Here is a 23,206-nt window from a genome sequence, read left to right on the forward strand (position 1 = left end):
AAAGGAATTGGACTGATATTTGATTGCCGCTGGAGTTCAATAGCGATAGGTTTTGCGTACAGATCGGGGACTATAATAGGATTTTAATGATTGACATTAATTGGTGGGGAATAAGGATGTTGTCTGTCGCAGTGAAAATTAAAGGGGCTGTGAGTAAGGTTAGGTTTATGGCGGTGCTTGCCGGTATTGGATTATTGGTATTGACGATTTACCAGCTTGCGACCCGTTTAAATCTTAATTCCGCTCATTCTGTTGGGGAATTAATTGACTCACTTCATGGTGTGGCGGTCTATTACAACGGTGGAGTGAATAACGTCGAGGAGCGCAACACATCAGAAGATGGTTATAATATTGGCTTAAAATACCAGTGTGTTGAGTTTGTTAAACGTTATTATTATGAGCGCTTTGGGCACCGGATGCCGGATACCTACGGCCACGCTAAAGACTTTTTTGATTCGACACTTCACCAGGGCAGTATAAATACAAAAAGAGGGTTATTGCAGTTTCACAATGAAGGCGATACTCCTCCAGATATTGGTGATATCGTCGTGTATAGCCCTTCGCTATTTAACCCTTATGGCCATGTAGCCATTGTCGCTATGGTGGATATAGAGAGTGGAACTCTGGAGATTATCCAGCAAAATGCGGGCCCATTTTCTCCGTCCCGGGAGCGCTACGCCCTTATTTTCGAGCCACCGGCAAGTTGGTCTGTAGATAATACGCGGATTCTTGGCTGGCTGCGAAAAGAGTGATCAACAGCTTCCTAGATGACTTCTGCCATTAATCCCTGCCAACAGCCATTTATCTAGGTGGGGCACCGCTGGTCTTATCTACTGGTCTGGGCTTGTCAGGTTGATAGTGTGTCTCCATTGAATGGAGGCAACGATGAAACTTTACACTCTCCTGGTCTTACCTTTGATACTTGCTAACGCTACTAGCCAGGCTGCGCCTTTCGAATCGCAGTGGGAGCTGGCGATGGCAACTGCTTATGATCGCGCCTCCGATAGCGTGCTCTTTGATGGCGCATCAGGCGTGTCTCGGCAAGCTTTACTTCAGGGGGCTTTCCAGTATCAAGACTGGGAGGGGCAGGTGTCCGTATTTCACCAGGCCGAGAGGGGGGCTAGTGAAGACTCACAACTCGTGGTTGATGAGTTTTTTTGGCAGGGCAGCTGGCAGAATTGGGATTGGCTATTGGGCAAGCGCCGCTTGGATTTTGGTGTTGGCTATGGACAGCGTCCGCTGGACTGGTTTTTACCCATAGAGAGAAATGCGATTGCGCTTCAGGTGAATGAGGGCGTTGGGGTTGCATCTGCCAGTCGCTTTACCGGTAGTGGGGAATTCAGTGTAATGCTGGTGGATGCTGGCATTAGCCAGGTTTCTACAGGTGACCTCCCAAAGGGCCTTGCTGCGCGCTGGTATCAGCTCGGTGCAAGCGCCGAGTGGCAATTATTGGGTTATATCGATGATCAGCGCGGTGTGAATCTAGGCGGGAGTTGGGTTGACATTTATGGAGAGCAGTGGGAGGTCCATACAGAGTGGCGTTATCAGCAAAAGTATTGGCGCTGGCAGCCCGCAGAATTGATGGCTGCACCACAACAAAAACGAGGTAATGATGGTTGGCAGGCCCTTATCGGGATGACCTGGGCAAACAGTGAAGGGCATTCAGTTATTTTTGAGTATTGGTTTGATAGCCGCACTCTCGGTAAGAGTGAGTGGGATCAGGTGTTTGATAACAGCCACTGGTATCAAAGTCAGGGTGTACAGTGGGATAGTCTTCGTCAGTCCTCTGCGATGGTTTTTTTAAATGATAGTACCTTGAGACACAACCTGCTTTTACACTGGACACTTTCCGATAATGAATACCACCCAAAATTAGATATAATTTATACACCGGAAGACAGCGGATTGATTTTAACTGTCGGTGGAGAGCGGGAGATAACAGAGGATTGGGGGCTTCATGCATCGCTAAGATATTTTGGTGGCCGTGAACAATCCGCTTTTGCGCAGCTCCAAACTCAGTGGGTCTTTACTTTGCGCAGTACTATTGTTTTTTGAGTGGAACTAATGGTGAATCTATTAAAAGAGTATTCTCGCTCTCTACTAATCTGTACTGTGGTATCAATAATAACCTGGGCTATTTGGGGGGGCAGCTATAGTATTCATGCTGTCATTTCTTTTGCGTACGGATTTGTGGCGACATCTACGGGGAAATTAGTCTGGTTTTTTAAACCGGCTTGGTCTTCTAGATTAAAGTATGCAGTGGCTTGTTTGGTGGCGATTGTAATAGGAACTCTACACGCCTGGTGGTGGGTATCAGGCTTTGGAACCTTTCGCGCGCTTGATTTTATCATTGTTTCCACGCTTCTTTTTATTTTTCTCTATCAAGTTTACCTCAATCGGGAGCAGTCGCTCCAGCTGGAGAAGGAGCGCCAAGAGGCCAAATTAAAACAGGTTGAACAACAAAAGACGCTGGCTCAGAGCCAGTTGAAAGTGCTGCAAAGCCAAATTGAACCTCATTTCCTATTTAATACGCTGGCTAACCTGAAAGTACTTATTCGCCATGATCCGCAAAAGGCAGAAAGCCTCTTGGACAACTTTAGTGAGTTGTTGCGCTTTAGCCTGAAAAAATCTCGCTCTGATCAAGTATCGCTAAAAGATGAAATTAGTAGTTTGGAGTGTTATTTGGAGATTCAAAAGATACGCCTGGGAGAAAGGTTAGAGTATGAGATCGATTTATCCAGGGATATTCCTTTGGAGACCCTTGTTCCGCCTTTGTTAGTGCAGCCTCTGGTTGAGAATGCAATTTTTCATGGTATTGAACCGGCGGCTAAAGGTGGACTGATCCACTTGAGAGTACAGCAAAAGGAGGATCAGTGGATAATTGAAGTCGCAGACAATGGTGTCGGGCTTGCTGCTGGCGTCGGAAAATTGAGCTGTAACAAACACAATGGAATTGCACTAAGCAATATTCGCGAGCGCCTTTCTACCCTTTACCAAGAGCGTGGTAAGCTACTGATTCAAAGTAATCAACAGGGTGGTGTTACTGCCCGTTTGGAGTTTCCATGCGCGCCATAATTGCAGATGATGAGCCGCTGCTGCGTTACCATCTCGATCAAATGCTTGCGGATGTTTTTCCCGAACTTGAGGTTGTTGGTAAAGCCGCTAATGGGGATGAGGCGCTGAGCTTATGTCTAAAAGCGGAGCCGGATATTGTTTTTCTGGATATTCGTATGCCGGGTTTGGATGGTTTGGCGGTTGCTGAGGCCCTCAAAAATGTAGAAAAGCAGCCGATAGTCGTGTTTGTCACCGCTTATGACGAATATGCAGTGAGAGCTTTTGAGCATGAGGCTGTAGATTACCTGCTTAAACCGCTTGATGATAAGCGCTTAGAGCAGGCCTGTGAGCGCATTCGTCAGCGCTTAAAAGAGCGGGAAGAAACTAGCGTTGCGGCAGCTCCCGATATAGAAGCGATACTTAAGCAGCTCTCTGTAAGCGAACCGGAATATTTGCGTTGGATTCGGGCGAGTAAGGGGGAGGATGTCTACCTTATCGCCTGTGATGAGATTTCAGCATTCGTAGCCGAAGATAAATACACCAGCGTTTACTCGGATCAAGGGCAGCACATTATCAGGATGCCGTTAAAGGAACTGTTGCCTCAATTACCGCCAGATTTGTTCTGGCAAATTCACCGTTCTACGATTGTTTGTGCAAAACGCATTCAAAAAATTAGCCGGAGCTTGACGGGGACGGTCACGGTAGTGATGGATGATGGGCGACAATATGCGGTGAGCCGTCGGGCGGCATCTATGTTTAAGTCTATGTAAGTGTTTGGTTCTTATCGAGTGTTTTTCTACTGAGATCTAAAGGGGGATAATTCCATCCTGCCTCTACGCTCTTTAATATTTATAGTGTGCGCTTTTGGAGCGATTCATATTCGGTTTTGCGACTTTCTTAAAGCTTGAAACGTGTAGTAGTGCTTCGATCGTTGGGGTAGAAAAATTTAGGCTCGCGAACATGGGGCGGTGGGGCCAGGTTGTGATTGGCTGTCAAGCTATTTCACAACCTGGCTGGAATATGGCTTAGCCGATATTCACACCGTGAGCTTCTGCCAGGGGCTTCAGGCCACCGGTGAAACCTTGACCCACCGCCTTGAATTTGAACTCATCGTTGTGGCGATACAGTTCGCCAAATATCATGGCGGTTTCGGTAGAGGCATCTTCGGAGAGGTCGTAGCGGGCAATTTCTTTGCCGTCAGCTTTATTCACCACGCGAATATAAGCGTTTCCTACCTGCCCAAAAGACTGTTTGCGTGCTTCGGCATCGTGGATGGTGACTGAAAAGACCAGCTTCTTTACTTCGGCGTCGAGGCTGGTCAATTTAACGTTCACCTTCTCATCGTCACCTTCGCCTTCACCGGTGCGATTATCTCCCATATGTTCAACAGAGCCATCGGTAGATTTCTTGTTGTTATAGAAGATGAAGCTGGCATCGCTCAGGACCTTACCGTTCTCACCGGTAATAAATACTGATGCATCAAGGTCAAACTCAGTGCCATCGGTAATGCGTGGGTCCCAACCCAGGCCTACGACAACTTCACTGAGCCCAGGTGCTTCTTTAGTTAGGCTGACGTTACCGCCTTTAGAGAGAGATACTGCCATGATATGACTCCTTAAGTTAGTTTGAGGGGAGCTAGGGTTAGTTAACCGTTAAACCATAATTGTTAGCGAGAGCCTTTAGACCACCAGTAAAGCCTTGGCCAACCGCACGGAATTTCCACTCGCTGTTATAGCGATACAGCTCGGCAAAGATCATTGCGGTTTCAGTTGCAGCGTCTTCGGCCAGGTCATAGCGGACGATCTCAGATCCGTTAACTTCGTTAACAATCCGAATAAAGGAGTTGCCAACTTGGCCAAAGTTCTGTCGGCGAGATTCTGCATCGTGGATAGTGACAGTAAAAGCGATTTTATCGATGTCGGCGGGAATGAGGCTAAGATCCACTTTGATCGCTTCATCATCACCATCACCGCTTCCATCGCGGTTGTCACCAGTGTGCTCAACTGAACCATCTGGGCTTTTTAATTGGTTGTAGAAGATGAAGTCGGCATCGTTGCGGACTTTACCGGAGGCGCTCAATAGGAATGCGCTGGCGTCCAAGTCAAATTCTGCGCCATCCGTTGAGCGTGGATCCCAACCCAGGCCGATTAAGATTTTAACCAGGCCGGGTGCTTCTTTCGATAAGGATAGGTTGCCGCCTTTTTGTAAGGATAATGCCATTTGTTCAGTTCCTTTTAACTTCTATGGACTATTGATTTACAGCTTGCGTATCTTCTCTTTCGGGAAAGAGTACGCTGGCTAAAATACCGATGGTTAAAACTGTCAGTACAATAAGTAGGCTGGTATTCGGCTGTATGCTGATACCGTGATGGAAAAGATGATCGGTAGCATTTAAGGTGAGTTTTGCTGAGATGAAGAACAGCAGGACAATGACCGATTTTTCCAGGTGTACCAGGTAGCGTTTCAGTGCTTCGAGCACAAAATAAAGCGTACGAAGGCCCAGGATTGCAAACAGCATTGCTGAATACACAATCAGAGGTTCCCGGCTAACGGCGATAACTGCTGGAACCGAATCAAAAGCAAATAAGATATCGGATACTTCTACGACCACAAGACAAAGGAACAATGGTGTAGCGAAGAGGGCGCCTTTGACCGGCAGGCTCATGCCTTTATTTTCACTCTTCTGAACTTCAGCTTCCAATTTATCGCGTTTTACGAAGAAGTTGTGCCCGTAAAGCTTGGGCCATACAGGAAATAGCTTTTTAGCGAATCGATAGGCGATATGCTGAGAGTAATCTTCGTCAGTATCCTCTTCTCCGCCTTTGAGCATCATGACAGCAGTCCATGCTACGATCAGAGCAAAGACAATTTCAACCCAGGGACCAAACGCAAGTAAGCCTGTGCCGATTGCGACAAATATACCGCGGAAGACAATAGCACCGATAATGCCCCAGTAAAGTACGCGGTGACGAAGATTGTCAGGCACTTTAAACCAGGCGAAAATAGCCATAAAGACAAATAGATTGTCAATCGACAGAACTTTTTCCAGGGTATAACCGGTAACGAAGAGGCTGGCAACCTCTGAGCCATGTTGGAAATAGAGGAAGCCGGCAAAAGCTAATGAGATTGCTATCCAGAAAATAGACCAGATAGAAGCGTTGGCAAGCGTTATCGGCTTGTCATCTTGGTGAGTGACCATATCCAGCAGAAGCGCGGCAAGTGCCAGGCCGATGAATACCGCTGTAGTCAGTGGCGGAAAGCCAAGTTGGATTGTTTCCACTTAATAGTTCCTTACAGCTCAAAGTCTACTGGATTGAGGCCCAGTTCTAGGCAAATTAGACGAGCTACCGCTTTCTCATCATTGTCAAAGTCACCATCGGAGCCCCCGACAGCACAGACAACTCGAACAAGTAAACGTGCCTGTGTTTCGTTATCTTTAACCTTGCTAATGATCTTTAAGGCTTCGGCCTGGCCTATCTGGAAATCAAAGTCAATCTTTTCACAAGCATCGTTGAAAACCTTGATTACGTCCTTCATATTGAAGATTTTCAATTCTGACGAGTTATTAATAAAACCCGCCATTTTCATTTTTTCATCTGATGTGATCTCGCCATCTGCGGCGGACATCAGTGCGCAGCCATTGGCTACAGCTTCCATAAAGCTTCGGTTTTTATATTTTCCCACCTCGGTGGCTAATGTTTCACGAGCTTTCAATGTATTGGTTTTAAGCCAGCCAAGCATAAATTCTCCATTAATAATAGATTTGTAGAAGACTACTGGATTGATTCTGTCTACAGGTTTAGTTTTATTTAGAGCCGGGACTCCAGTGCATCCCCCAGTTATAGGCTCTATCCATATCTTTATGTCCGGGGTAAAAATCAACGGTGCGAGAGACCTTAACAGTTCCGTTTACATTTTCAAGCAGGGCGATTGCGCACATTCCGTGGCGCTCACCCTCCTCATCCATGCGCACTTCAATTTCCGGCTGGCCGGGCACGAAAATAGTAACGACCCCATCTGTGGCACGCCAATTTGCCGCGCCATCATAAATAAATGCGTAGATCAATACGCGCTTTAATTTAGTCCATTGTTGGCCATTAATGTGGAGCCATTCTCCCGTGCTGACAGAGCCCGTTCGGTCATCGCCCATTAGCTGAATGTAAGGCTTCTGCTGTAATTTGCCAAAGCTCCGGCCCAGTGCTTGTACGGCGCCTTTCTGACCATCTTGCAGTTCGAATAAACAGCCTAAATCTAAATCAATGGCACCACTTCTCCCCAGCAGGCTATCAAAGAAACCAGGTTTTCCTTGATTCCAGTTTAAGTTGATTTTGATTTCACCAAACCCCTTAACGTTCTTCTCCAGGCTAATACTGGGGCGAGTCTTATCCAGTGTTACTTTGCTGAGATTGATACTGGGGGTATTGCTCGGTGCTACGGGAGCTGTGGCACCTTGCGTGGGGGAGCTGGCTGGTTTAGCTATTTCAACACCGAAATGTTCAGCTAACGGCTGCAAACCGCCGGTAAATCCCTGCGAAACATTGCGGAATTTCCAGGCTCCCTGGCGAAAATAAAATTCACCTAAGATTAAAGCTGTTTCGCTCATTCCATGGGTGGGAATTTGAGCTTCGATACCTTCGCTTAGAGCTAGGCTGAGAGTTGATACCTGGTGGAAAGTGGCCCGATTTTCATGGATGGTGGCAGTGAAGGCAATTTTTTCTAGTGCAGGATCAATCTGATTGAGATTAATCATAAACTCTGCCCGGCCGGCAGAGTTATCGACTAATTGAATTGCACCATCCAAAATAGCAGTCTGACCATAGAAACACATATCTCCGTCGCCACGAACCTTCTTATTTGCCGTCAGAGCAAATGCGGAGATATCGAGGTCTACACCTGAGATAGGAGTATAGTTAATACTGGCGCGAAGTTGGCCTGTGGCTACGGGTGTATTACCACCGGGTATCAGTACTGTCATACACGCACGGCTCTAACAGCTAAACTCACGAGATCTTCAACAGTTCTGCCACTGGTGGACTGACCAATGGCTTTGAAGTCCCAATTGCTGCCCTGGCGGCTAAGGCTGGCCATTACTACGCCGGTGTGCTGGCCTTTTTCTGCGAGGTGGAAGCGTGCGATCTCTTGATTGTTGGAGTTATTTACAATACGGCAATAGGCGTTTTCTACCTGATCGAAATTTTGCCCAGTAAAACTGTTAACAGTAAAAATTAAGTGTTGTACTGCCTCGGGTAAATTTTGCAGGTTAACCTGTATGGTTTCATCGTCGCCATCGCCTTCACCTGTTCGGTTGTCACCGGAATGCTTGATGGAACCATCTTTTGAGTTTAATTGACGAAACCAAACCAGGTCCATAGCTTGAAAGTCGCGATCTAGCATAATGCAGGATGCATCGAGGTCGATTGAATCATTGCCACCGCCGAGGAGCTTGGCGAAGAAACCGGTGGATTTAGCTGGATCCCAACCCAGGCCAAGATTTACTGAGGTCAGATTGCTCCCCGCAGTTTTTTCTAGTGAAATATTTTGATTTTTGCTTAGGGTGATTGCCATATTTGATTCTCTAATGAGTGTTTTAGTTTAAGTGTGAATTTGCGAGGGTGTTCTCGCTGTACTCACTATTTTTCTTAACAGAAAATTGGCTGATTTCTTTCGCGAGACTACTGTCAGTATGACTCTCGCTTAGCAGCTAATGTTTTACAGTCAGAAAAGCTGTTAGCCAAAGCTTTCAGTTGTTGCTGGCTGAGCGGTATTTAGTCCCTAACCCCTTATTAAATCGGGGTGATTTGCTTCCTTTCTCAGCTCGGTACTCTCTTCCCTTGGAGCTTCTATCTATTGATTGACTTCTGCGAGGCGTACCCCGGGCTCTCCTTTGGCGGTCTCACAGAGCATTACGCCTTGCCACTTCGCTCTTTCAAGAATACGTACAGCCCAGTTGTAGTGAGTGGCGGGTTCACACATGGCATTGTCATGCTTAAAAACAGCCGGAGCGTTATCGTTAACGATTAACTTGGCACTATTCAGGTCTTGGAGACTTACACGAAGAGCATTTTGTATGATGTTTATTTGGCTTGGATGGACGGCAGTCTTGCCTACGAGACCGTGACTAATATCAAGCTCAATTTCTTCCTTAAGTAAGTCTGGGGAGGCAAGTTGTTCGAAGACCGGAGCTGTCAAAGCAAAGCCCTGGGCTCCCATCACCCCAGTGAGCATAGAGATAGCATAATTCATCGGCGTTTTGTAAATGGTGGTTGCTGGGTTGCGGCGAAGGCCGAGGCAGCCCATTAAGTCGTTACCACCAATGCGCAGTGCAAGCACGCGCTGGCCTAAATTAGCTTTTAAGGCCTGACCTAGCTCAACCATTGCGCTGGGGTCATAGACATCGCTGGTTTCCAGGGTTGGCATTAAATATAAGTGTGGATTGCTAACAGCATACTCCCACGAGGGAAGAGATTTCAGTGTCAGCTTGGGTACAACAAAACCATCAACATGCTCAATCAGCGGCCACTCATTGAGCATCGCTGCCATTTCTGCATCTCGCGGCCGGACAAATAGCAGGGGGGCGGAGTCGGGACGTCCGCCTCTTTGTTCAACCTGTATTAGAAAAGCGTGCAACTTTGCGAGAGCGCTGTCGACGTCGGATGCTGCAATAGCATCTTCTAAGCAAAGGACCAGTGAGCGGAGGTACGGAAGTTTTTCTCCAAATACCAGATCCAGAATGTCCCCTCGGGTTGCAGGCATATACAGGGTGGCACCGAGAGCAAAAGGTGATATCTCTCTCACTGGTTGGCACTCCGTATAATTGTTGTTGCACGGTAGGGCCCAAGGGTATCGCCCACCTCGTCAACTTTAACATTAGCGCGTTTGGTAAGGTAAAGTAGCAGCTGTACGTCTTCATCATTGCAGTCGCGGACGAGTACTTGATCGGGCACTCGGCGAAGCACCGCTCGGGTGGCTTCTGCAATACCGGGTTTTACCCTATTTAAGTTGGTGATATTGAATTGCTGAGCTAAAGAGGTGATCACCCCATCGGCGGCAGATTGCAATTGTGAGCGCTGTTCTTGACTCCATGGTTGTGCTGGGGAGACTTCGCCCAGACGTTTACGTATAGCTTCAATTTTGTCGATAAACTCACGCGTAACGTCGTGTTCTTTAAGTTGTTCGTAAACGATACAACCGTGTAGGCCACCTTCCCCGGGCCAGATAGAGCGCGATATCAATCCGGAGATGGTTGCGCCCAAAATGCCGCTAGGGATAATCCAATCCTCAGCGGAGGCTGCGAGCCAGGCGCGGCCACAGGGGTCTGCCAAAACAACAAGGCGAGGATCTTCTGGAAAACGCTTGTCGTGCTTAAGCGCTCGCTTGAGTTCATTGGAGATCGCCCCCTTACCGGTCCAGCCATCGACAAAGACGATATTTTCAGCGCCGTGTTCCTGGATGATGGCTTCGAGCGCGACCATATCGATCCCGCGATCGCGGACAATACTAATTCCATAGTGGTGGGCCCTATGCCCGATATCAATCAGCGCGCGACGCAGAAGGACACCGAGGGGGAGGCCGGCACGAACAAAGGAGATTAAAACAATCTCTGAACCCGAGTAGGCACTGCTCAGGGCCAGGGCTAAAGACTGTACCTCCGCAGCCATGCGAGTACCATTTTGCACAAGTGCCTTAGAGTAAAGAGACTTGTGCATATCCGTAGGTGGGTGCTCCCGGCTAATCATTTCCGAGTAATGCTTTTGATTACTTTGAATCAATCGTTCTTTTTCTTCGACATCCGTAACATCGATCAATGTATGCTGGAGAAGGAAATGAACATCCTCTGCGGCATAGCTGCCGCTTCCTACGGTATTTAAACTGGCGAGGAGGCTACCCATGGGCAAGCTCCCCTATAATTTTGGCGAGTTGGCTTCGGGTGGGAGTGCCCCACATGTGACAGAGCTGCATAAATCCTAAGTCTGTTATGCTGTCTCCAAAGCCCAGGACTGGCCGAGTTCCGTGAGTGTCACGGTCATTGCGCAGCCACTCCTCTACGGCAAAGCGCTTGGCGAGGCCATTGGGAAGAAAGGCGAGATTGTTTCCGTTAGCGTGGATATGCATCCCATCAAGCACACCCCTGGCTTGAACCTCAGCCAGGACATTGGCGAGAACTGTATCATCAGATTCGTTCTGTTTGATAACCGTGTAAAGGTGTAAGCCCTTTTCCTCGACCACCCAGCCGCGCAGAGAGTGCCCCAGTTCTTTTCCAATTTGTAATGTGGTCTCAGTCAGAATAGGGAGGCGCTGTTGAAACTCCCGTAAGGTTTCTGATATTTGAGAGTGCCAATTGTTATCTAGTGAGCCGTCAGGGTGGAGTATGCTGCCCCCGTGGGAACAAATTGCCCCCTTGGTAAATGGGAGTTTGACACGGTTATAGGCTTCGGTACTGCGAGCGGTCACGGGCACAACATCGGCTGAATCCAGCAGCCAGTTGATAAACATATCTTGGACCGGGTCCATATATCCACTTGGCTGGCCACTGATGTCTAGAGAGGCGACAGTGCGCTGTCCACCCGTGGTCATTTTGCGGGCTGTTTGGAATAGAGTATCGTCGAGATCGACTAGCACAAGTGGTCTATTATTTTTCATCGCAAATTACCTCCGCATTTAGAGGTTTAATTAATTCGGAGGAAAGAGCTTGCGCGGGTGTTTCTGTGCAGATTAAAACTCTATCAAATTGGCCGGCTTCTACGTTATAGAGAAAATTGGGGATACCAAGTCCGTAGTTGTCGGAAAATGACATTGCGTGTTCGATAGTGTGACCTAATGCTATAGGAGAGCGGGTCGTAGAGCTAAAGTGCACATCGACTCCCGCGCGCTCCAGGCGCTCAGCGAGCAGAAAGGGTCGCCATACGAATTCACCGGTGCCTATAACAATAACCTTCTCCCCCGGCTGAAATTGAAGGTTCAAGCCCAGGGTGTCTTCGACATGTTGAACACCAAGGCGACCCCAGTCTCTGTGGGCGGAGAGAGGCCACTTACCGGTTGAAACTGAACCTACATCAGGCATCTCGGGCAGGGGGGAATCCAGGTTCTCATGGAACTTATAGGAGCCGCTAATTAATGCAGCCGTTTCAGCAGACTCACCGATCGCCTTGCGAACTGCACCGTTAGACCAGTCGGTGAGAACACATGTAACTACCCGTTTGAGATTTTTAAGCCCTGCATTTTTTAGGGCTTTATGTAGATTAATAAAGGTCTTACCGGTAGATGCCTCATCATCTACCATCACCAAAGATTGAGCCTGAAGCATCATTTCCCGAATGCTGGGGTCTACGGGTAGGTGGAGTAAGTGAGCGCTCGCATGGCTGTGTTCTTCTTCAAAACGGGTAAACAGCTCAGTACCGAGGGGGTGGCGGGTACTCGTAAGATAAACGCTGTCAGAGCGGGAAGCACTAAATGCACGGTGAACACCCGCGCCAAGGCCCACGGCGGTTTCAGCCATGCCGATAAATAGAACGGGCCCAGGGAGGTCAGCGGGAATTTTGTCTGCCAGACTGTTAAAACTGGCGGCCATTACCGAAGGGCGCACGGGTATATGACGCCCCAGTACTTTTGATACGAAAAGAAAAGCTCGTTTAGGATTTCGGCGTTCTGCAAACCCAAAGAGGTTTTCAGGCGGCAGAACAGCCTCTTCAATTTTAAGCTCGAGATTTCCCCGCTTAAGTTTTGCGCAGAGAGTTTTGGGGGCTAGATTACAATCCATGAAATGTTTCTTTTGTACTTCCAGCCGGGAAATTAACGTCTCTAACTTTGAGTTTCAAGCTAGAGTGACCTCTGGCCATTACATTAGATTACACGCACTCAATTCTCCATAGTGATTGCTGGGCTTTGCGAGCCACTTCCGCAGTTGAAATATTTTTATCGGGGGTAGAGCTGGGTGGTTTTATGTCGCAAGCACTCAGAAACTCTAAGGCCAGACTTGCCTTAACTGCAAAATTCATATTCTGAGCGTCAGGAACGGTTGAGGTGACCATTCCCAGCACCAGCCCTGCAGAATCAAAGAGGGGGCTGCCACTTGATCCAGGTTGAATAGCGGCGGTGAATTGCAGCAATCGTGTGTCATTGTGAAGACCAAACAGAGCTGAAATGCCCCCTTGAGTAGCATGTACACCACCACCGGCTAGGCCGGCGAGGGGAAATCCAAGAGCGACTACACTTTCACCCAAGTTGCAGTATTTTTCTTCTCTGAATGTGGTTGGTTTAAATTCAGGTGCTTCCGACACTCTGAGGAGTGCTAAATCATTGCGCTGATCGACAACGACTACCTCTGCAGGGTATTTCCCCTCAAAAGATGCGATATGAATCTCGCTGCAGCCCTCTATAATATGTGCACAGGTGAGGATATGTGTGCTTGTTACCGCAAATCCAGTCCCTGTTGATCCAGCTCTTGGAGAGGTTTGAGGAGAGAGGGAATCCCGACAAGGGTGAGAGTCATCGATATCCAGGCCAATTCTGCGTCCGAGCGCAGAGAGACCGTAGGCTGATCCCTCCGCGAGAGCGCGGAACTTCCACTCCTGATTCCGGCTGTAGAATTCACCAATGACCAGTGCGGACTCGCCATTTTGCGAGAGGTTTAAATGCAGCTCAATTTGCCCGTTTACCTGGAGGTGAATAGATTGAAGCGCACTGATAGGCCCAGCCGCAGAAAATGTGTAGGCAACAATAAGTAATCTATCGGCACCGGTTGGGAGCTGGTCGAGGCGTAAATCGCAGCAAATCTGCTCTTGGCTGCCGCTCCAGTTCATCCAGTCTTGCGATACTTGAAATAGAGCGGCTTTCCCTTGTGACTTGCGTCTCTCATCAAGAGGTAAGAGGGCAATAGCTGCGTACTCTCCTAGTGATGCGGAGTTTTCGCATTTCAGTGTCCAGGAACACTGGGGTGCTCCTAATGTGGTGTTTGCACCTGGTGCTAGCTGAATCATGAGTCGTTCACTCTTTGAAATCTAGAGCAGAAAATTATAGATATGTTTTGATAACTCCCGAACATCCCAACAGTTTTCACGATTTGTACTCTACCAACTAAAGTGCTGTTGTCTGAGAGGGGTTGTCAGTTGGTGTTACAGATGCAGAGCGATGCACTGCCAATGCATCATAATAACCGCCTGAAAAAAGTGCTGCGATGCTTAATTCGGATGTTGCAACAAAATAGACAGCAGTTCAACTATGCGCCGCCGAATGGACGACCTTGTTTGCAGGAAATAGAAAAACTTAACGGTGACTTTTGCGTTTCTACGTTAAAAAATATTGTAATGCAGGAGCTTTTCCGGTTGTTGGGGGAGCTTGTCTTATGATGGTGTAAAACTAAAGTTTAATACCTAGAAATAAATTCTATGGCTTGCGTAGTTGAGTTGTTAGCCATTGAATAGTTTGAGGTGGGGCATTCTTGAAGATCAAGGCTTTATCGTTGATTAGCCATAAGATTATTCTTTAGATTGTAATGCTGCAAGTTTATCAGTCTAGAGGGAGGTGTTGTCGCCTAAGGGTAAACCTGCAATTTGACTTCGGATTGACACTTTTTCCTGTGTAATTGGTAGTAATTTACTTTTCTAGTTGCGGTCGGGATAATTACTGGCAATACGCACTTGCATATAGCAATAGTTCACTTAAATGATTGATATAGATTTTAGGTATAGATAACACACTAATTTCCCGGTTCGTAAAGGCGCGTCAGTGCCTTATCGGTAGGGGGGTATCTGTGTCAATTATTTGATATTTTGAGCGCTTTAACCGTTGGCAATTGAGCCTTTGACTTTGGTATCAAATTCTTCTTGCGGTAATAAGTCACTGTTTACTGTAATGGAGATGCTCGTGCATAAGTCTCTATATCTACTATTAATGGATTAATTATGCTAGATACTTTTAACTTGGAATCTTATGCTCTTTCTGTTGAGGGCGTTGAGGATCTGATTGAGGTTAAAGCGCCTTACTTTGCACTAGAGTCCTTGCACTTCGATGTTGATGGCTGGCTGATTGCCAAGGTGCCGGTTCAATGTCAGAGTACTTTCGAAAAGACCCTAATGGATGTTTCTGAAATAGGCCGGCATCTAGCTATTTTGGGGTCCTGTTTCGGCGCCTTGGCGAACCCGGTGAGATCAAAACACTACTACTTGGCTGGCAAGGCAGATCTCATCACCTTTGATAATTTTGTATCAGAAGTTCGCCCTGAATATCTTTATGCTCGCGCTAAAGCGGTATTTACCAGCAAAAGAGAACTCGTCGCCGAAGCCGAGCTGATAGACACTACTGGTGACGTTGTAGCTCGACTTGATGTCACCTATCACGTAATGAAGGAGAAATCCTTCCACAGGATTTACAGTGGCGGCATCCAGGATATCTCTCCAGTGACTGAGGGGGTTAACCCCTATAAAGAGAGTATTGATGTACAGGTCTTAAGTGTCGATGAACAAAGTTTAAGCGCAACTATTGGGCAGGTAACACCTGAAATGTGTCTCGGACACTTCGATCGGGTAAAGGCGCTGCCTGTGGCTATTGCCTCTCAATGCCTACTGAAGTCCTGCTGCCTGTTTTTGCGGCACCTGCTTGGAGAGGATGAGGCTCGCTTTGTTCTGACGTCAACCAGCTTAAGTGCAGCCAATCTGGCTTTGGTTGGCCAGTCAGTAGATATTAAGGTATCCCTTGATGCTGTTGAGGGAGACGTATTTATTGTGCGCAGTATTGCCACCAATAATCGTGGTGAGGCAGTAGGAGAGGCACTGAGCCATATCAAAAAGGCTGCCTAATAGTTGTATACCTCTACTTAAACTTGTCAGTGTGGGAGCTTTTTCTCTTGCACTGACAAGCTCCTCCATAGTACTTGAAAGCCTGGCTTGAGGGGTGGCAAAGTGCCCGGCGCCAGCTCTCCCGCTCTCTGCAGCAATTAAATTGTACGATTGTTCTATTTTTAGCTTGTCTCACACTATTTCCCCCTTTTTTGTTATCGACTTCTACTTTTACACCATTCAGCGCAGCTTATTCCCGTCTATCGAACGTAATGACTATTTATCGCATTGCCAGGACCACAAGCTTCACTCTCGCTAATCTGCTCCTAACTTAAACGCAAGGAGAGATCTAATGAAGAAGTTGATAGGCGCGTTAGTTGTGAACCTGGGAGTGAGCCTTTCCTCCTTTGCCGCAGTCGATGCAGAAATGGAAAGTTTGTACCAAAAAGCGGTCAGGTCGGGCGGGGATGCGGTGGAAGCGTCTTATGAGGCATTTAAACTGGCACAGGCAGAAGTCCCCGCTGATCCCATCGCACTTTTTTATTTGGGTGCCAGTGAGACATTGATGGCGAAAGAAGCTTGGCTGCCCTGGAAGAAGGTGGGCTATGCAGAAAATGGTATCGCTCGCATGGATAAGGCACTCAGTATGCTTGAGAAAATGGAAAATCCTGGACGCTCCTCCCAGGGGATGCCTCAAGATTTACTGTTGAAGGGGATTGCAGCGAAAACTTTTACCTCAGTCCCTAAATTTTTTAATGCCTTTGATCGGGGAATGGAACTGTATCGCGAGTTGATGAGTGATTCCCGTATGGGACATATGCCAGCGAATGCTACCCGTTGGATTTATTGTGCTGCACAGCAGGCAGCAGAGCTTGAGGGTAATACAAAGCTGGCCAGTGCCTGGAAAACCGAGGGGCAAGACCGGGGGATATCAAACCCCTGTGCTGATGATTTGAGTTCCGATCAATAGTTGCGGACGGGAGGATCTATGTTACAACTCGCCCATATTGAAAAGACGTACACCAGCGGAGAGGTTCAGCTCCAAGCTCTAAAAGATGTGAATCTACATATCCATGCGGGCACCATGGTGGCGCTGTGCGGGCCATCGGGCTCGGGCAAAAGTACTTTGTTAAATATCTGTGGACTATTGGATCAAGATTATCGTGGAGAGGTGTGTTTTGCTGGTGATGTAATGACTAGAGATTATCAGCAGGCAATGAAAATCCGCCGTACGCACCTGGGCTTTGTATTCCAAAAATTCAACCTAGTGCCAGTAATGACAGCCTTTGAAAATGTGGCCTATCCCCTGCTTTTAAATGGCATTAAAGAAGCAGAGGTAAGGCGGCGGGTCATGGCTATGTTGGATTGTGTGGGATTGTCCCGGTTTGCCAAATATCGGCCGGATCGCCTCTCTGGTGGACAGCAGCAGAGAGTGGCAATTGCCCGAGCACTGGTGCATCGACCTAAGATGGTGATTGCCGATGAGCCCACTGCCAGTTTGGATAGTGTTACGGCACAACAAATTATTGACTTAATGAAAACCCTGGGGCGGGAACACGAAACGGCTTTTATTGTGGCCAGTCACGATGACCGTATGACCCGCCACTGCGATAGGGTTATTGAGCTGCAAGACGGTATGATTCAGGAGGAGAGTGCTTTATGCGTCGCGTGAAAATCGCCATATTAAATTTATTGCGCAACCGCCGTAGAAGCCTGCTGACGGTTGCTATTGTGTCCATCGTAGTGACAGCCTTGATGGTCTCTGGGGGGTTCGGTCTGTTTACCTATCAATCCCTTAAAGAAAATGCTGCGCGGAGTGAGGGGCATTTGGTCTTGACTCAGCCGGGATATTTCTCTGCCGATGAGGATTTCCCGCTTCAGTATGGTTTGGATAATGCGAGCGAGTTGCGCAAACGCCTGTTGCTGGAGGATAAGGTAAAGGCCGTGCAGCCCAGGGTTTATCTACAAGGGTTAATCTCCAATGGTGAGAAGTCCTCTATCTTTTTAGGGCAGGGAATACTGTCGAGTGAATTCCGGGTTAAGGGGCCTTTTCTAAATGTTACAGAGGGCCGTATTTTGTCGGGCCGTGAGGAGATTAGTGAGCCTGAGATTATGCTGGGTAAGGATCTCGCCAGGAATCTCAATGTACAACCAGGGGACTACATCACTTTAATGTCCTCTACCGTGAGCGGCGCCCTTAATGCAATGGACTTTAAGGTAAGCGGTGTCTTTGGAACAGGTGTTCCTGATATGGATAAGCGCCAGGTCTATATCTCGGTTAAGTCTGCACAGTTTTTGCTGGATAGCGAGCGGGTTTCGACTATGGCAATTTATGGCTATGAGCTGGATCTGAGCGAAATTTTGCAGGAAAAGCTGAGTGCGTTAGTTCCAGATTTGCAAATTACGACTTGGGAAGAGCGCGCTTTTTTCTACCGGGGAGTGAAGAATCTCTATGACCGTATTTTTGGTTTGATGGGCGTCATAATGGCATTGGTTATCTTTGTCTCGCTCTTCAATACCTTGACCATGTCGGTTACGGAGAGAACCCGGGAAATCGGTACGCTGTCGGCATTGGGGGCATCAAAGGCGGAGTTGATTAGCGGCTTTATATTGGAGGCGTTGGTTTTAGCTGTGGTGGGGGCTGTAATGGGTATTATTTTGGCGGGCTTGGTTAGTGCTGGATTGATGGTTTTTGATGTCACTATGCCGCCACCCCCGGGAAAAACAACCGGGTATCCGTTGACCGTTTATTTCTCGATTCATTTGGCTTGGATGATTTCTGTAGCGGTAGCGGCGATATGTGTTTTTTCCTCCTTTCTGGCCGCGCGGAAGGGAATCAATAAGCCGATTACCGAGGCGTTGGTTTATGTGTAAATTAAAAGTATATAAAAATAGTTTGCTTGTTGGTTTGTTGCTGATATTTGCTCCCTTTGTCTCTGCCGAGGTGATGGCGAGTGAAAGTAAACATGAATTTTCCTCTGTGCAGATAGAGAGTATGCTGGCTAAAGCCGATTCATACCGTCTCGGAGAGGCCTTTGCTAAAGTCGTTACCAATATCCAGGTCTATAAAAAAGGCCAGTTGGACAGTGAGGATTACTATCATGTTTATACCCGCCCGGAGAGAAAGTCCCTGGTAGTATTTAAAGGCGCAGGGCAGGAAGGGCAAAAGATGTTGATGCTGCAAGATAACTACTGGTTGCTGATGCCTCGCAGCCGTCGCCCCATCCGTATTACTCCAATGCAGAGGCTACTTGGGGGAGCGTCCATTGGTGATGTCGCCACCCTCACCTGGAGCCAGGATTATCGGGGGCAGTTTGTAGCAAGTGAGTTTCTACAGGATAAACTGGCGCATAAGTTGCAGTTACAAGCGAAAACTAAAGGGGCCAGTTACCAAAAAATAACCCTGTGGCTCGATGCTGAAAGCCACTTTCCTGTCCGGGCAGAGCTTTATCTGAAATCTGGCAAACTGGCCAAAGTTGCCCACTTTGTCCCTGGCTTGAGAGATCAAATGCTGTTTGTGGAGGAGATGGTTTTGGTGGATAGCATTGAGGCGGCGACTGAAACCCGGGTGCGCTACGAAAGTAGCACTGCGCATCAATTGCCAGAGAAGTTTTACAATCCCGCTTACTTGAGCCGGCAGTCCAAAATGGACCTTTGAGGCCCTGCCTCCGCCAGTATCAATCCGGATACTGGCGGAGGGGCAAATGTTAAGCGTTAGGCGGCTTCAATGGCCGATGCTTGAATTTTCCGCTCCTCGGAAAATGCGCTATCCAGCTCTTCGGCTTCCCTGAGGCGTTTTATTTTGTCAAAAAATAATTGAGCCTCGGGGAACGCTAATTTCAAGTAAGCGAGCCATTGTTTAATGCGATTGCCGAGGTATTTGGAAGGGTAAACCTCTCGAGTGGTTTGATAGTAGCCCCAGAGAATCTCAATAATTTCCCGCCAGCCCATGGCGGTATAGTGCTCGCCTGCGCAGTAGGCTTTTATTTGCCTGCCCAGGTCGGGCCTGGCCAACAGGCTGCGACCAAACATAAATGCTTCGCATCCAGTGACTTCCCGGCAGCGTCGAAACTCATCGAGTGTCCAGATATCTCCGTTGGCAACGATGGGAATTTGCAACTGCTGGCGGATTTCACCGATATATTCCCAGTAGGCCGGGGGCTTATAACCATCGACCTTGGAGCGTGCATGCACCGCCAATTCGTTGGCGCCGCCAGTCGCTGCGGCCAGGGCGTTATCCAGGTAGGAAGAGCGATCATTGAAACCCAGGCGGATTTTTGCGGTGACGGGGATGTTTTCCGGGACAGCGCGGCGAACCGCCCAGACAATAGCCTCCACTCGGTGAGGGCTCTGTAGCAAGCAGGCACCGCCGTCGCTGTTATTGACCGACTTGGCGGGGCAGCCAAAATTGAGGTCAATGGCTTTGGCGCCAAACTCAACAGCCCTACTTGCATTGATGGCCATGGCTTCGGGGTTTCCCCCCAGTAGCTGGAGCCGCACCGGGGTGCCGCTCGGAGTGCAGGCCCCCTCATCAATTTCGGGGCACAAGCGGGTGAATACCTTGCGGGGTAGGCGGGTGTGGGTGACGCGCACAAATTCGGTGACACAGACATCGATTCCCCCGATGGCAGAGAGCAGTGCGCGCACATGATGGTCGATTACCCCCTCCATGGGTGCCTGGTAGATCTTGGGTTGTGGAGTCGGTGTCTTGTTGGTCATAAGTCAGCTAGGCGGTAAATCTTGATCCAGAAAACGCATATTCTATCAGCAAGTTATTGTAATGGCGCAAAATCGATCATTCTTCAGGATAGAAAAGTAGGAGAAATAAACTCGTTCTACCGGTGTCCCACGGCAAAATTGGGCGGCTAAATTTATTTCCCTCAGTTGCTGCTGAAACCAATAAGTATTTGATTTTAAAAGCAACTTGTATTGATAATAGAAAATTATCAGCATTCTGGAACTGTCGAATTTATTCTTCTGTATCCGCTTTTTGTGGGGATGGGGTCGATGCAGACGCGGTTGAAATTGCTGGTTTAGGGAATAAGATTCCAGTGTGCAGAAATTGGGGCGGCGGGGTTAACTGAGGCCGCGCAAGGCGAATTTATTCAATCTGCAAAATAATTGATTACTGTGCAAAGGCGGCTTATACAGCGCTGCAAAGTGTCAATGGGGGTATTTCGCCAGTCCCGAATAATTGGGTATGTAAATTCACAGTGTTGCCGGCACAGGTGAAACCGTCCAGGGTGGTTGGTTTTATTGCCTGGTACTAGGGGGAACAAACAGTGCAAGAAACACTTTTTCAGCAGGGCTTAGATATCACCCTGTTTGGTATGGGGATTGTTTTTACTTTTTTGCTGTTGCTGGTGATCGGCACCGGCATTATGTCCAGAGTTATTTCCCGCTATTTTCCCGAAGCGGAGCCCGCCTCCCACACGCCTTCCTCCAGTGCCGGGGATGAAAACGCCCGTTTACATGCGGTGATAAAAGCAGCGATCGAACAGCATCGCAAAAGACGCTAACCGCAAAATCGTTTCCAAACTATTTTCAATAATTCTGCCGAGAGAGATAACCCATGACTGAGGTTAAAAAGCCGCTGGGGATTACCGATGTCGTTCTGCGCGATGCCCACCAGTCACTGTTTGCTACCCGACTGCGACTAGACGATATGTTGCCGATCGCGGAGAAACTCGACAAAGTCGGTTTCTGGTCTCTGGAGTCCTGGGGAGGCGCTACCTTTGATTCCTGCATTCGCTATCTCGGCGAAGACCCCTGGGAGCGCATCCGCGAGCTGAAAAAGGTCATGCCGAATACACCCCAGCAGATGCTGTTTCGGGGCCAGAATATTCTCGGCTACCGCCACTATGCGGACGATGTCGTAGAGAAGTTTGTCGAGCGCGCCGCAGTGAATGGGGTGGATGTTTTCCGCGTGTTCGATGCGATGAACGATATGCGCAATCTGAAAACGGCGCTGGCAGCGGTTAAAAAACAGGACAAGCACGCCCAGGGCACCATCTCCTATACCGTAAGCCCGGTACACACGATGGATTTGTGGGTGGACTTGGGGCGCCAGATTGAGGATATGGGCGCGGACTCCATTGCGATCAAAGATATGGCCGGCCTGCTGCGCCCCTATGAAGGTTATGAGCTGGTAAAACGCCTTAAGGCCGCCGTCGACATTCCTATCCATATGCAGTGCCACGCCACTACCGGCCTGTCTACCGCGACGGCGCTGAAGTGCATTGAAGCGGGTATCGACAATGTGGATACGGCGATTAGCTCTATGTCCATGACCTATGGCCACAGCCCCACAGAGGCACTGGTGGCGATTTTAGAGGGCACCGAGCGGGATACCGGGTTGGATATCAATCTGCTTGAGGAGATTGCCGCCTACTTCCGTGATGTGCGCAAGAAGTACGCGAAGTTTGAAGGCTCCCTGAGAGGCGTGGATTCCCGCATTCTGGTGGCCCAGGTACCCGGTGGCATGCTCACCAATATGGAAAACCAGCTGCGCGAGCAGGGCGCGGGAGACCGCCTGGATGAGGTGCTGGAGGAAATCCCCCGGGTGCGTGAAGACCTGGGCTTTATCCCACTGGTGACCCCCACCTCCCAGATTGTAGGCACCCAGGCGGTACTCAATGTGCTGACCGGAGAGCGCTATAAATCGATCTCCAAAGAGACAGCTGCTGTTTTGAAGGGCGAGTATGGGGCGACTCCCGCAGAGGTAAATCAGGAGCTGCAAGTTCGGGTACTCGATGGCGCCAACCCGGTGACTTGTCGCCCGGCGGACCTGTTGGCCCCTGAATTGGACAAGTTAAGCCTGGAGCTTCAGGAGAAGGCCGGCGAGCAAGATGTGGCCCTCACCGATGGCGAGGGACAGATCGATGACGTACTCACCTATGCGTTGTTCCCACAAATCGGCCTGAAATTTCTGCAAAACCGGGGCAATCCCGAGGCATTTGAACCCGTGCCCACGGGTAACGAGGGCGCTGCGGTTAAGAACGACAAAGGTGAAGAAGTCTATACCGTGACTGTGGAGGGGCAGAGCTATACCGTTACGGTAGCCGATGGCGGCGACCTGACCAGTGTTGCCCCGCTATCCGGCGGTGCGCCAGCAGTTGCTGCGGGTGCCGTCTCCGCACCCGCCAGCGGCGGTGAGCCGGTGAATGCCCCCCTCGCCGGGAATATCTTCAAGGTTATGGTGAAACCCGGGGATCGGGTGACTGAGGGGCAGGCCGTGTTGGTGCTGGAGGCGATGAAAATGGAAACCGTCGTCAGTGCCCCCCGAGCCGGTAGCGTCACCAGTGTGGCGGTGAAAGAGGGCGATTCCGTGGCGGTGGGTGATGTCCTGCTGTCCATTGCGTAGCCAAAGGTAGGAGTCA

Annotated in this window: 24 protein-coding genes; 12 read left to right on the plus strand and 12 right to left on the minus strand. The window is 48.8% G+C overall.

Annotation, left to right across the window (positions count from 1 at the left end; genetic code table 11):
* Positions 1-86 precede the first annotated feature (86 nt).
* The 4 genes from ACJJIF_RS00895 to ACJJIF_RS00910 all read left to right on the plus strand — a co-directional run bounded on the left by ACJJIF_RS00895 (position 87) and on the right by ACJJIF_RS00910 (position 3,824).
* Entirely contained in the window at positions 87-752 is a 666-nt protein-coding gene (locus tag ACJJIF_RS00895; protein ID WP_444930381.1) for a CHAP domain-containing protein, read from the plus strand.
* A 133-nt stretch (positions 753-885) separates the two neighbouring features.
* Positions 886-2,055 (plus strand): hypothetical protein, encoded by a 1,170-nt coding sequence (locus tag ACJJIF_RS00900; protein WP_444930382.1) that lies wholly within the window; start codon positions 886-888, stop codon positions 2,053-2,055.
* A gap of 9 nt (positions 2,056-2,064) precedes the next feature.
* Positions 2,065-3,075 carry a sensor histidine kinase gene (locus ACJJIF_RS00905; protein WP_444930383.1) on the plus strand — a complete coding sequence of 337 codons (1,011 nt, stop codon included), beginning with the start codon at positions 2,065-2,067 and terminating at the stop codon, positions 3,073-3,075.
* Entirely contained in the window at positions 3,063-3,824 is a 762-nt protein-coding gene (locus tag ACJJIF_RS00910; protein WP_444930384.1) for a LytR/AlgR family response regulator transcription factor, read from the plus strand. The genes ACJJIF_RS00905 and ACJJIF_RS00910 overlap by 13 nt, the downstream gene beginning before the upstream one ends.
* A gap of 255 nt (positions 3,825-4,079) precedes the next feature.
* Here the strand turns inward: ACJJIF_RS00910 and ACJJIF_RS00915 are convergent, their stop codons facing one another.
* The 11 genes from ACJJIF_RS00915 to ACJJIF_RS00965 all read right to left on the minus strand — a co-directional run bounded on the left by ACJJIF_RS00915 (position 4,080) and on the right by ACJJIF_RS00965 (position 14,030).
* On the minus strand, positions 4,080-4,658 hold the full coding sequence (locus ACJJIF_RS00915) for a TerD family protein (protein ID WP_444930385.1): 579 nt from the start codon (positions 4,656-4,658) through the stop codon (positions 4,080-4,082).
* A gap of 37 nt (positions 4,659-4,695) precedes the next feature.
* Positions 4,696-5,274, minus strand: a complete 579-nt coding sequence (locus ACJJIF_RS00920; RefSeq protein ID WP_444930386.1) for a TerD family protein — start codon at positions 5,272-5,274, stop codon at positions 4,696-4,698.
* Between the two features lie 28 nt (positions 5,275-5,302).
* A complete protein-coding gene (locus ACJJIF_RS00925) occupies positions 5,303-6,334 on the minus strand; it encodes a TerC/Alx family metal homeostasis membrane protein (protein WP_444930387.1) in 1,032 nt (343 codons plus the stop codon).
* 11 nt (positions 6,335-6,345) lie between these two features.
* Complete coding sequence (locus ACJJIF_RS00930; RefSeq protein ID WP_444930388.1) at positions 6,346-6,795, minus strand: tellurite resistance TerB family protein; 450 nt, start codon at positions 6,793-6,795, stop codon at positions 6,346-6,348.
* 64 nt (positions 6,796-6,859) lie between these two features.
* Positions 6,860-8,029: a TerD family protein gene (locus ACJJIF_RS00935; RefSeq protein WP_444930389.1), complete on the minus strand. Its 1,170-nt coding sequence runs from the start codon at positions 8,027-8,029 to the stop codon at positions 6,860-6,862.
* Positions 8,026-8,619: a TerD family protein gene (locus ACJJIF_RS00940; RefSeq protein WP_444930390.1), complete on the minus strand. Its 594-nt coding sequence runs from the start codon at positions 8,617-8,619 to the stop codon at positions 8,026-8,028. The genes ACJJIF_RS00935 and ACJJIF_RS00940 overlap by 4 nt, the downstream gene beginning before the upstream one ends.
* Before the next feature lie 279 nt (positions 8,620-8,898).
* Complete coding sequence (locus ACJJIF_RS00945; protein ID WP_444930391.1) at positions 8,899-9,849, minus strand: HpcH/HpaI aldolase/citrate lyase family protein; 951 nt, start codon at positions 9,847-9,849, stop codon at positions 8,899-8,901.
* A complete protein-coding gene (locus ACJJIF_RS00950; protein WP_444930392.1) occupies positions 9,846-10,943 on the minus strand; it encodes a cysteine protease StiP family protein in 1,098 nt (365 codons plus the stop codon). The genes ACJJIF_RS00945 and ACJJIF_RS00950 overlap by 4 nt, the downstream gene beginning before the upstream one ends.
* Positions 10,936-11,694: an HAD family hydrolase gene (locus ACJJIF_RS00955; protein ID WP_444930393.1), complete on the minus strand. Its 759-nt coding sequence runs from the start codon at positions 11,692-11,694 to the stop codon at positions 10,936-10,938. The genes ACJJIF_RS00950 and ACJJIF_RS00955 overlap by 8 nt, the downstream gene beginning before the upstream one ends.
* On the minus strand, positions 11,684-12,811 hold the full coding sequence (locus ACJJIF_RS00960; RefSeq protein WP_444930394.1) for a phosphoribosyltransferase domain-containing protein: 1,128 nt from the start codon (positions 12,809-12,811) through the stop codon (positions 11,684-11,686). Before ACJJIF_RS00960 ends, ACJJIF_RS00955 begins: the two co-directional genes overlap by 11 nt.
* 88 nt (positions 12,812-12,899) lie before the next feature.
* On the minus strand, positions 12,900-14,030 hold the full coding sequence (locus ACJJIF_RS00965; RefSeq protein ID WP_444930395.1) for a trypsin-like peptidase domain-containing protein: 1,131 nt from the start codon (positions 14,028-14,030) through the stop codon (positions 12,900-12,902).
* A gap of 141 nt (positions 14,031-14,171) precedes the next feature.
* Here ACJJIF_RS00965 and ACJJIF_RS00970 point away from each other — a divergent pair, with 141 nt between their 5' ends.
* The 6 genes from ACJJIF_RS00970 to ACJJIF_RS00995 all read left to right on the plus strand — a co-directional run bounded on the left by ACJJIF_RS00970 (position 14,172) and on the right by ACJJIF_RS00995 (position 19,485).
* On the plus strand, positions 14,172-14,399 hold the full coding sequence (locus ACJJIF_RS00970; protein ID WP_444930396.1) for a hypothetical protein: 228 nt from the start codon (positions 14,172-14,174) through the stop codon (positions 14,397-14,399).
* A gap of 555 nt (positions 14,400-14,954) precedes the next feature.
* Complete coding sequence (locus ACJJIF_RS00975; protein ID WP_444930397.1) at positions 14,955-15,848, plus strand: hotdog fold domain-containing protein; 894 nt, start codon at positions 14,955-14,957, stop codon at positions 15,846-15,848.
* A 331-nt stretch (positions 15,849-16,179) separates the two neighbouring features.
* Positions 16,180-16,797, plus strand: a complete 618-nt coding sequence (locus ACJJIF_RS00980) for a hypothetical protein (RefSeq protein WP_444930398.1) — start codon at positions 16,180-16,182, stop codon at positions 16,795-16,797.
* A gap of 18 nt (positions 16,798-16,815) precedes the next feature.
* Positions 16,816-17,499: an ABC transporter ATP-binding protein gene (locus ACJJIF_RS00985; protein ID WP_444930399.1), complete on the plus strand. Its 684-nt coding sequence runs from the start codon at positions 16,816-16,818 to the stop codon at positions 17,497-17,499.
* A complete protein-coding gene (locus ACJJIF_RS00990) occupies positions 17,487-18,701 on the plus strand; it encodes an ABC transporter permease (RefSeq protein WP_444930400.1) in 1,215 nt (404 codons plus the stop codon). The genes ACJJIF_RS00985 and ACJJIF_RS00990 overlap by 13 nt, the downstream gene beginning before the upstream one ends.
* Positions 18,694-19,485, plus strand: coding sequence for an outer membrane lipoprotein-sorting protein (locus ACJJIF_RS00995; protein WP_444930401.1), 792 nt, complete (start codon positions 18,694-18,696; stop codon positions 19,483-19,485). The genes ACJJIF_RS00990 and ACJJIF_RS00995 overlap by 8 nt, the downstream gene beginning before the upstream one ends.
* A 56-nt stretch (positions 19,486-19,541) precedes the next feature.
* Here ACJJIF_RS00995 and ACJJIF_RS01000 read toward each other — a convergent pair whose 3' ends face one another.
* Positions 19,542-20,546 carry a tRNA dihydrouridine synthase gene (locus ACJJIF_RS01000; RefSeq protein ID WP_444930402.1) on the minus strand — a complete coding sequence of 335 codons (1,005 nt, stop codon included), beginning with the start codon at positions 20,544-20,546 and terminating at the stop codon, positions 19,542-19,544.
* A gap of 563 nt (positions 20,547-21,109) precedes the next feature.
* On the opposite strand from ACJJIF_RS01000, the gene ACJJIF_RS01005 reads away from it, so the two are divergent.
* Together ACJJIF_RS01005 and oadA are read left to right on the plus strand one after the other, a co-directional pair.
* Complete coding sequence (locus tag ACJJIF_RS01005) at positions 21,110-21,346, plus strand: OadG family protein (RefSeq protein ID WP_444930403.1); 237 nt, start codon at positions 21,110-21,112, stop codon at positions 21,344-21,346.
* A 53-nt stretch (positions 21,347-21,399) separates the two neighbouring features.
* The gene (gene oadA / locus ACJJIF_RS01010; RefSeq protein WP_444930404.1) at positions 21,400-23,190 is read left to right on the plus strand and encodes a sodium-extruding oxaloacetate decarboxylase subunit alpha; all 1,791 of its coding nucleotides are present in this window, start codon (positions 21,400-21,402) and stop codon (positions 23,188-23,190) included.
* Positions 23,191-23,206 lie beyond the last annotated feature (16 nt).

Source organism: Microbulbifer regidiadema (SeqCode), from assembly GCF_052467605.1.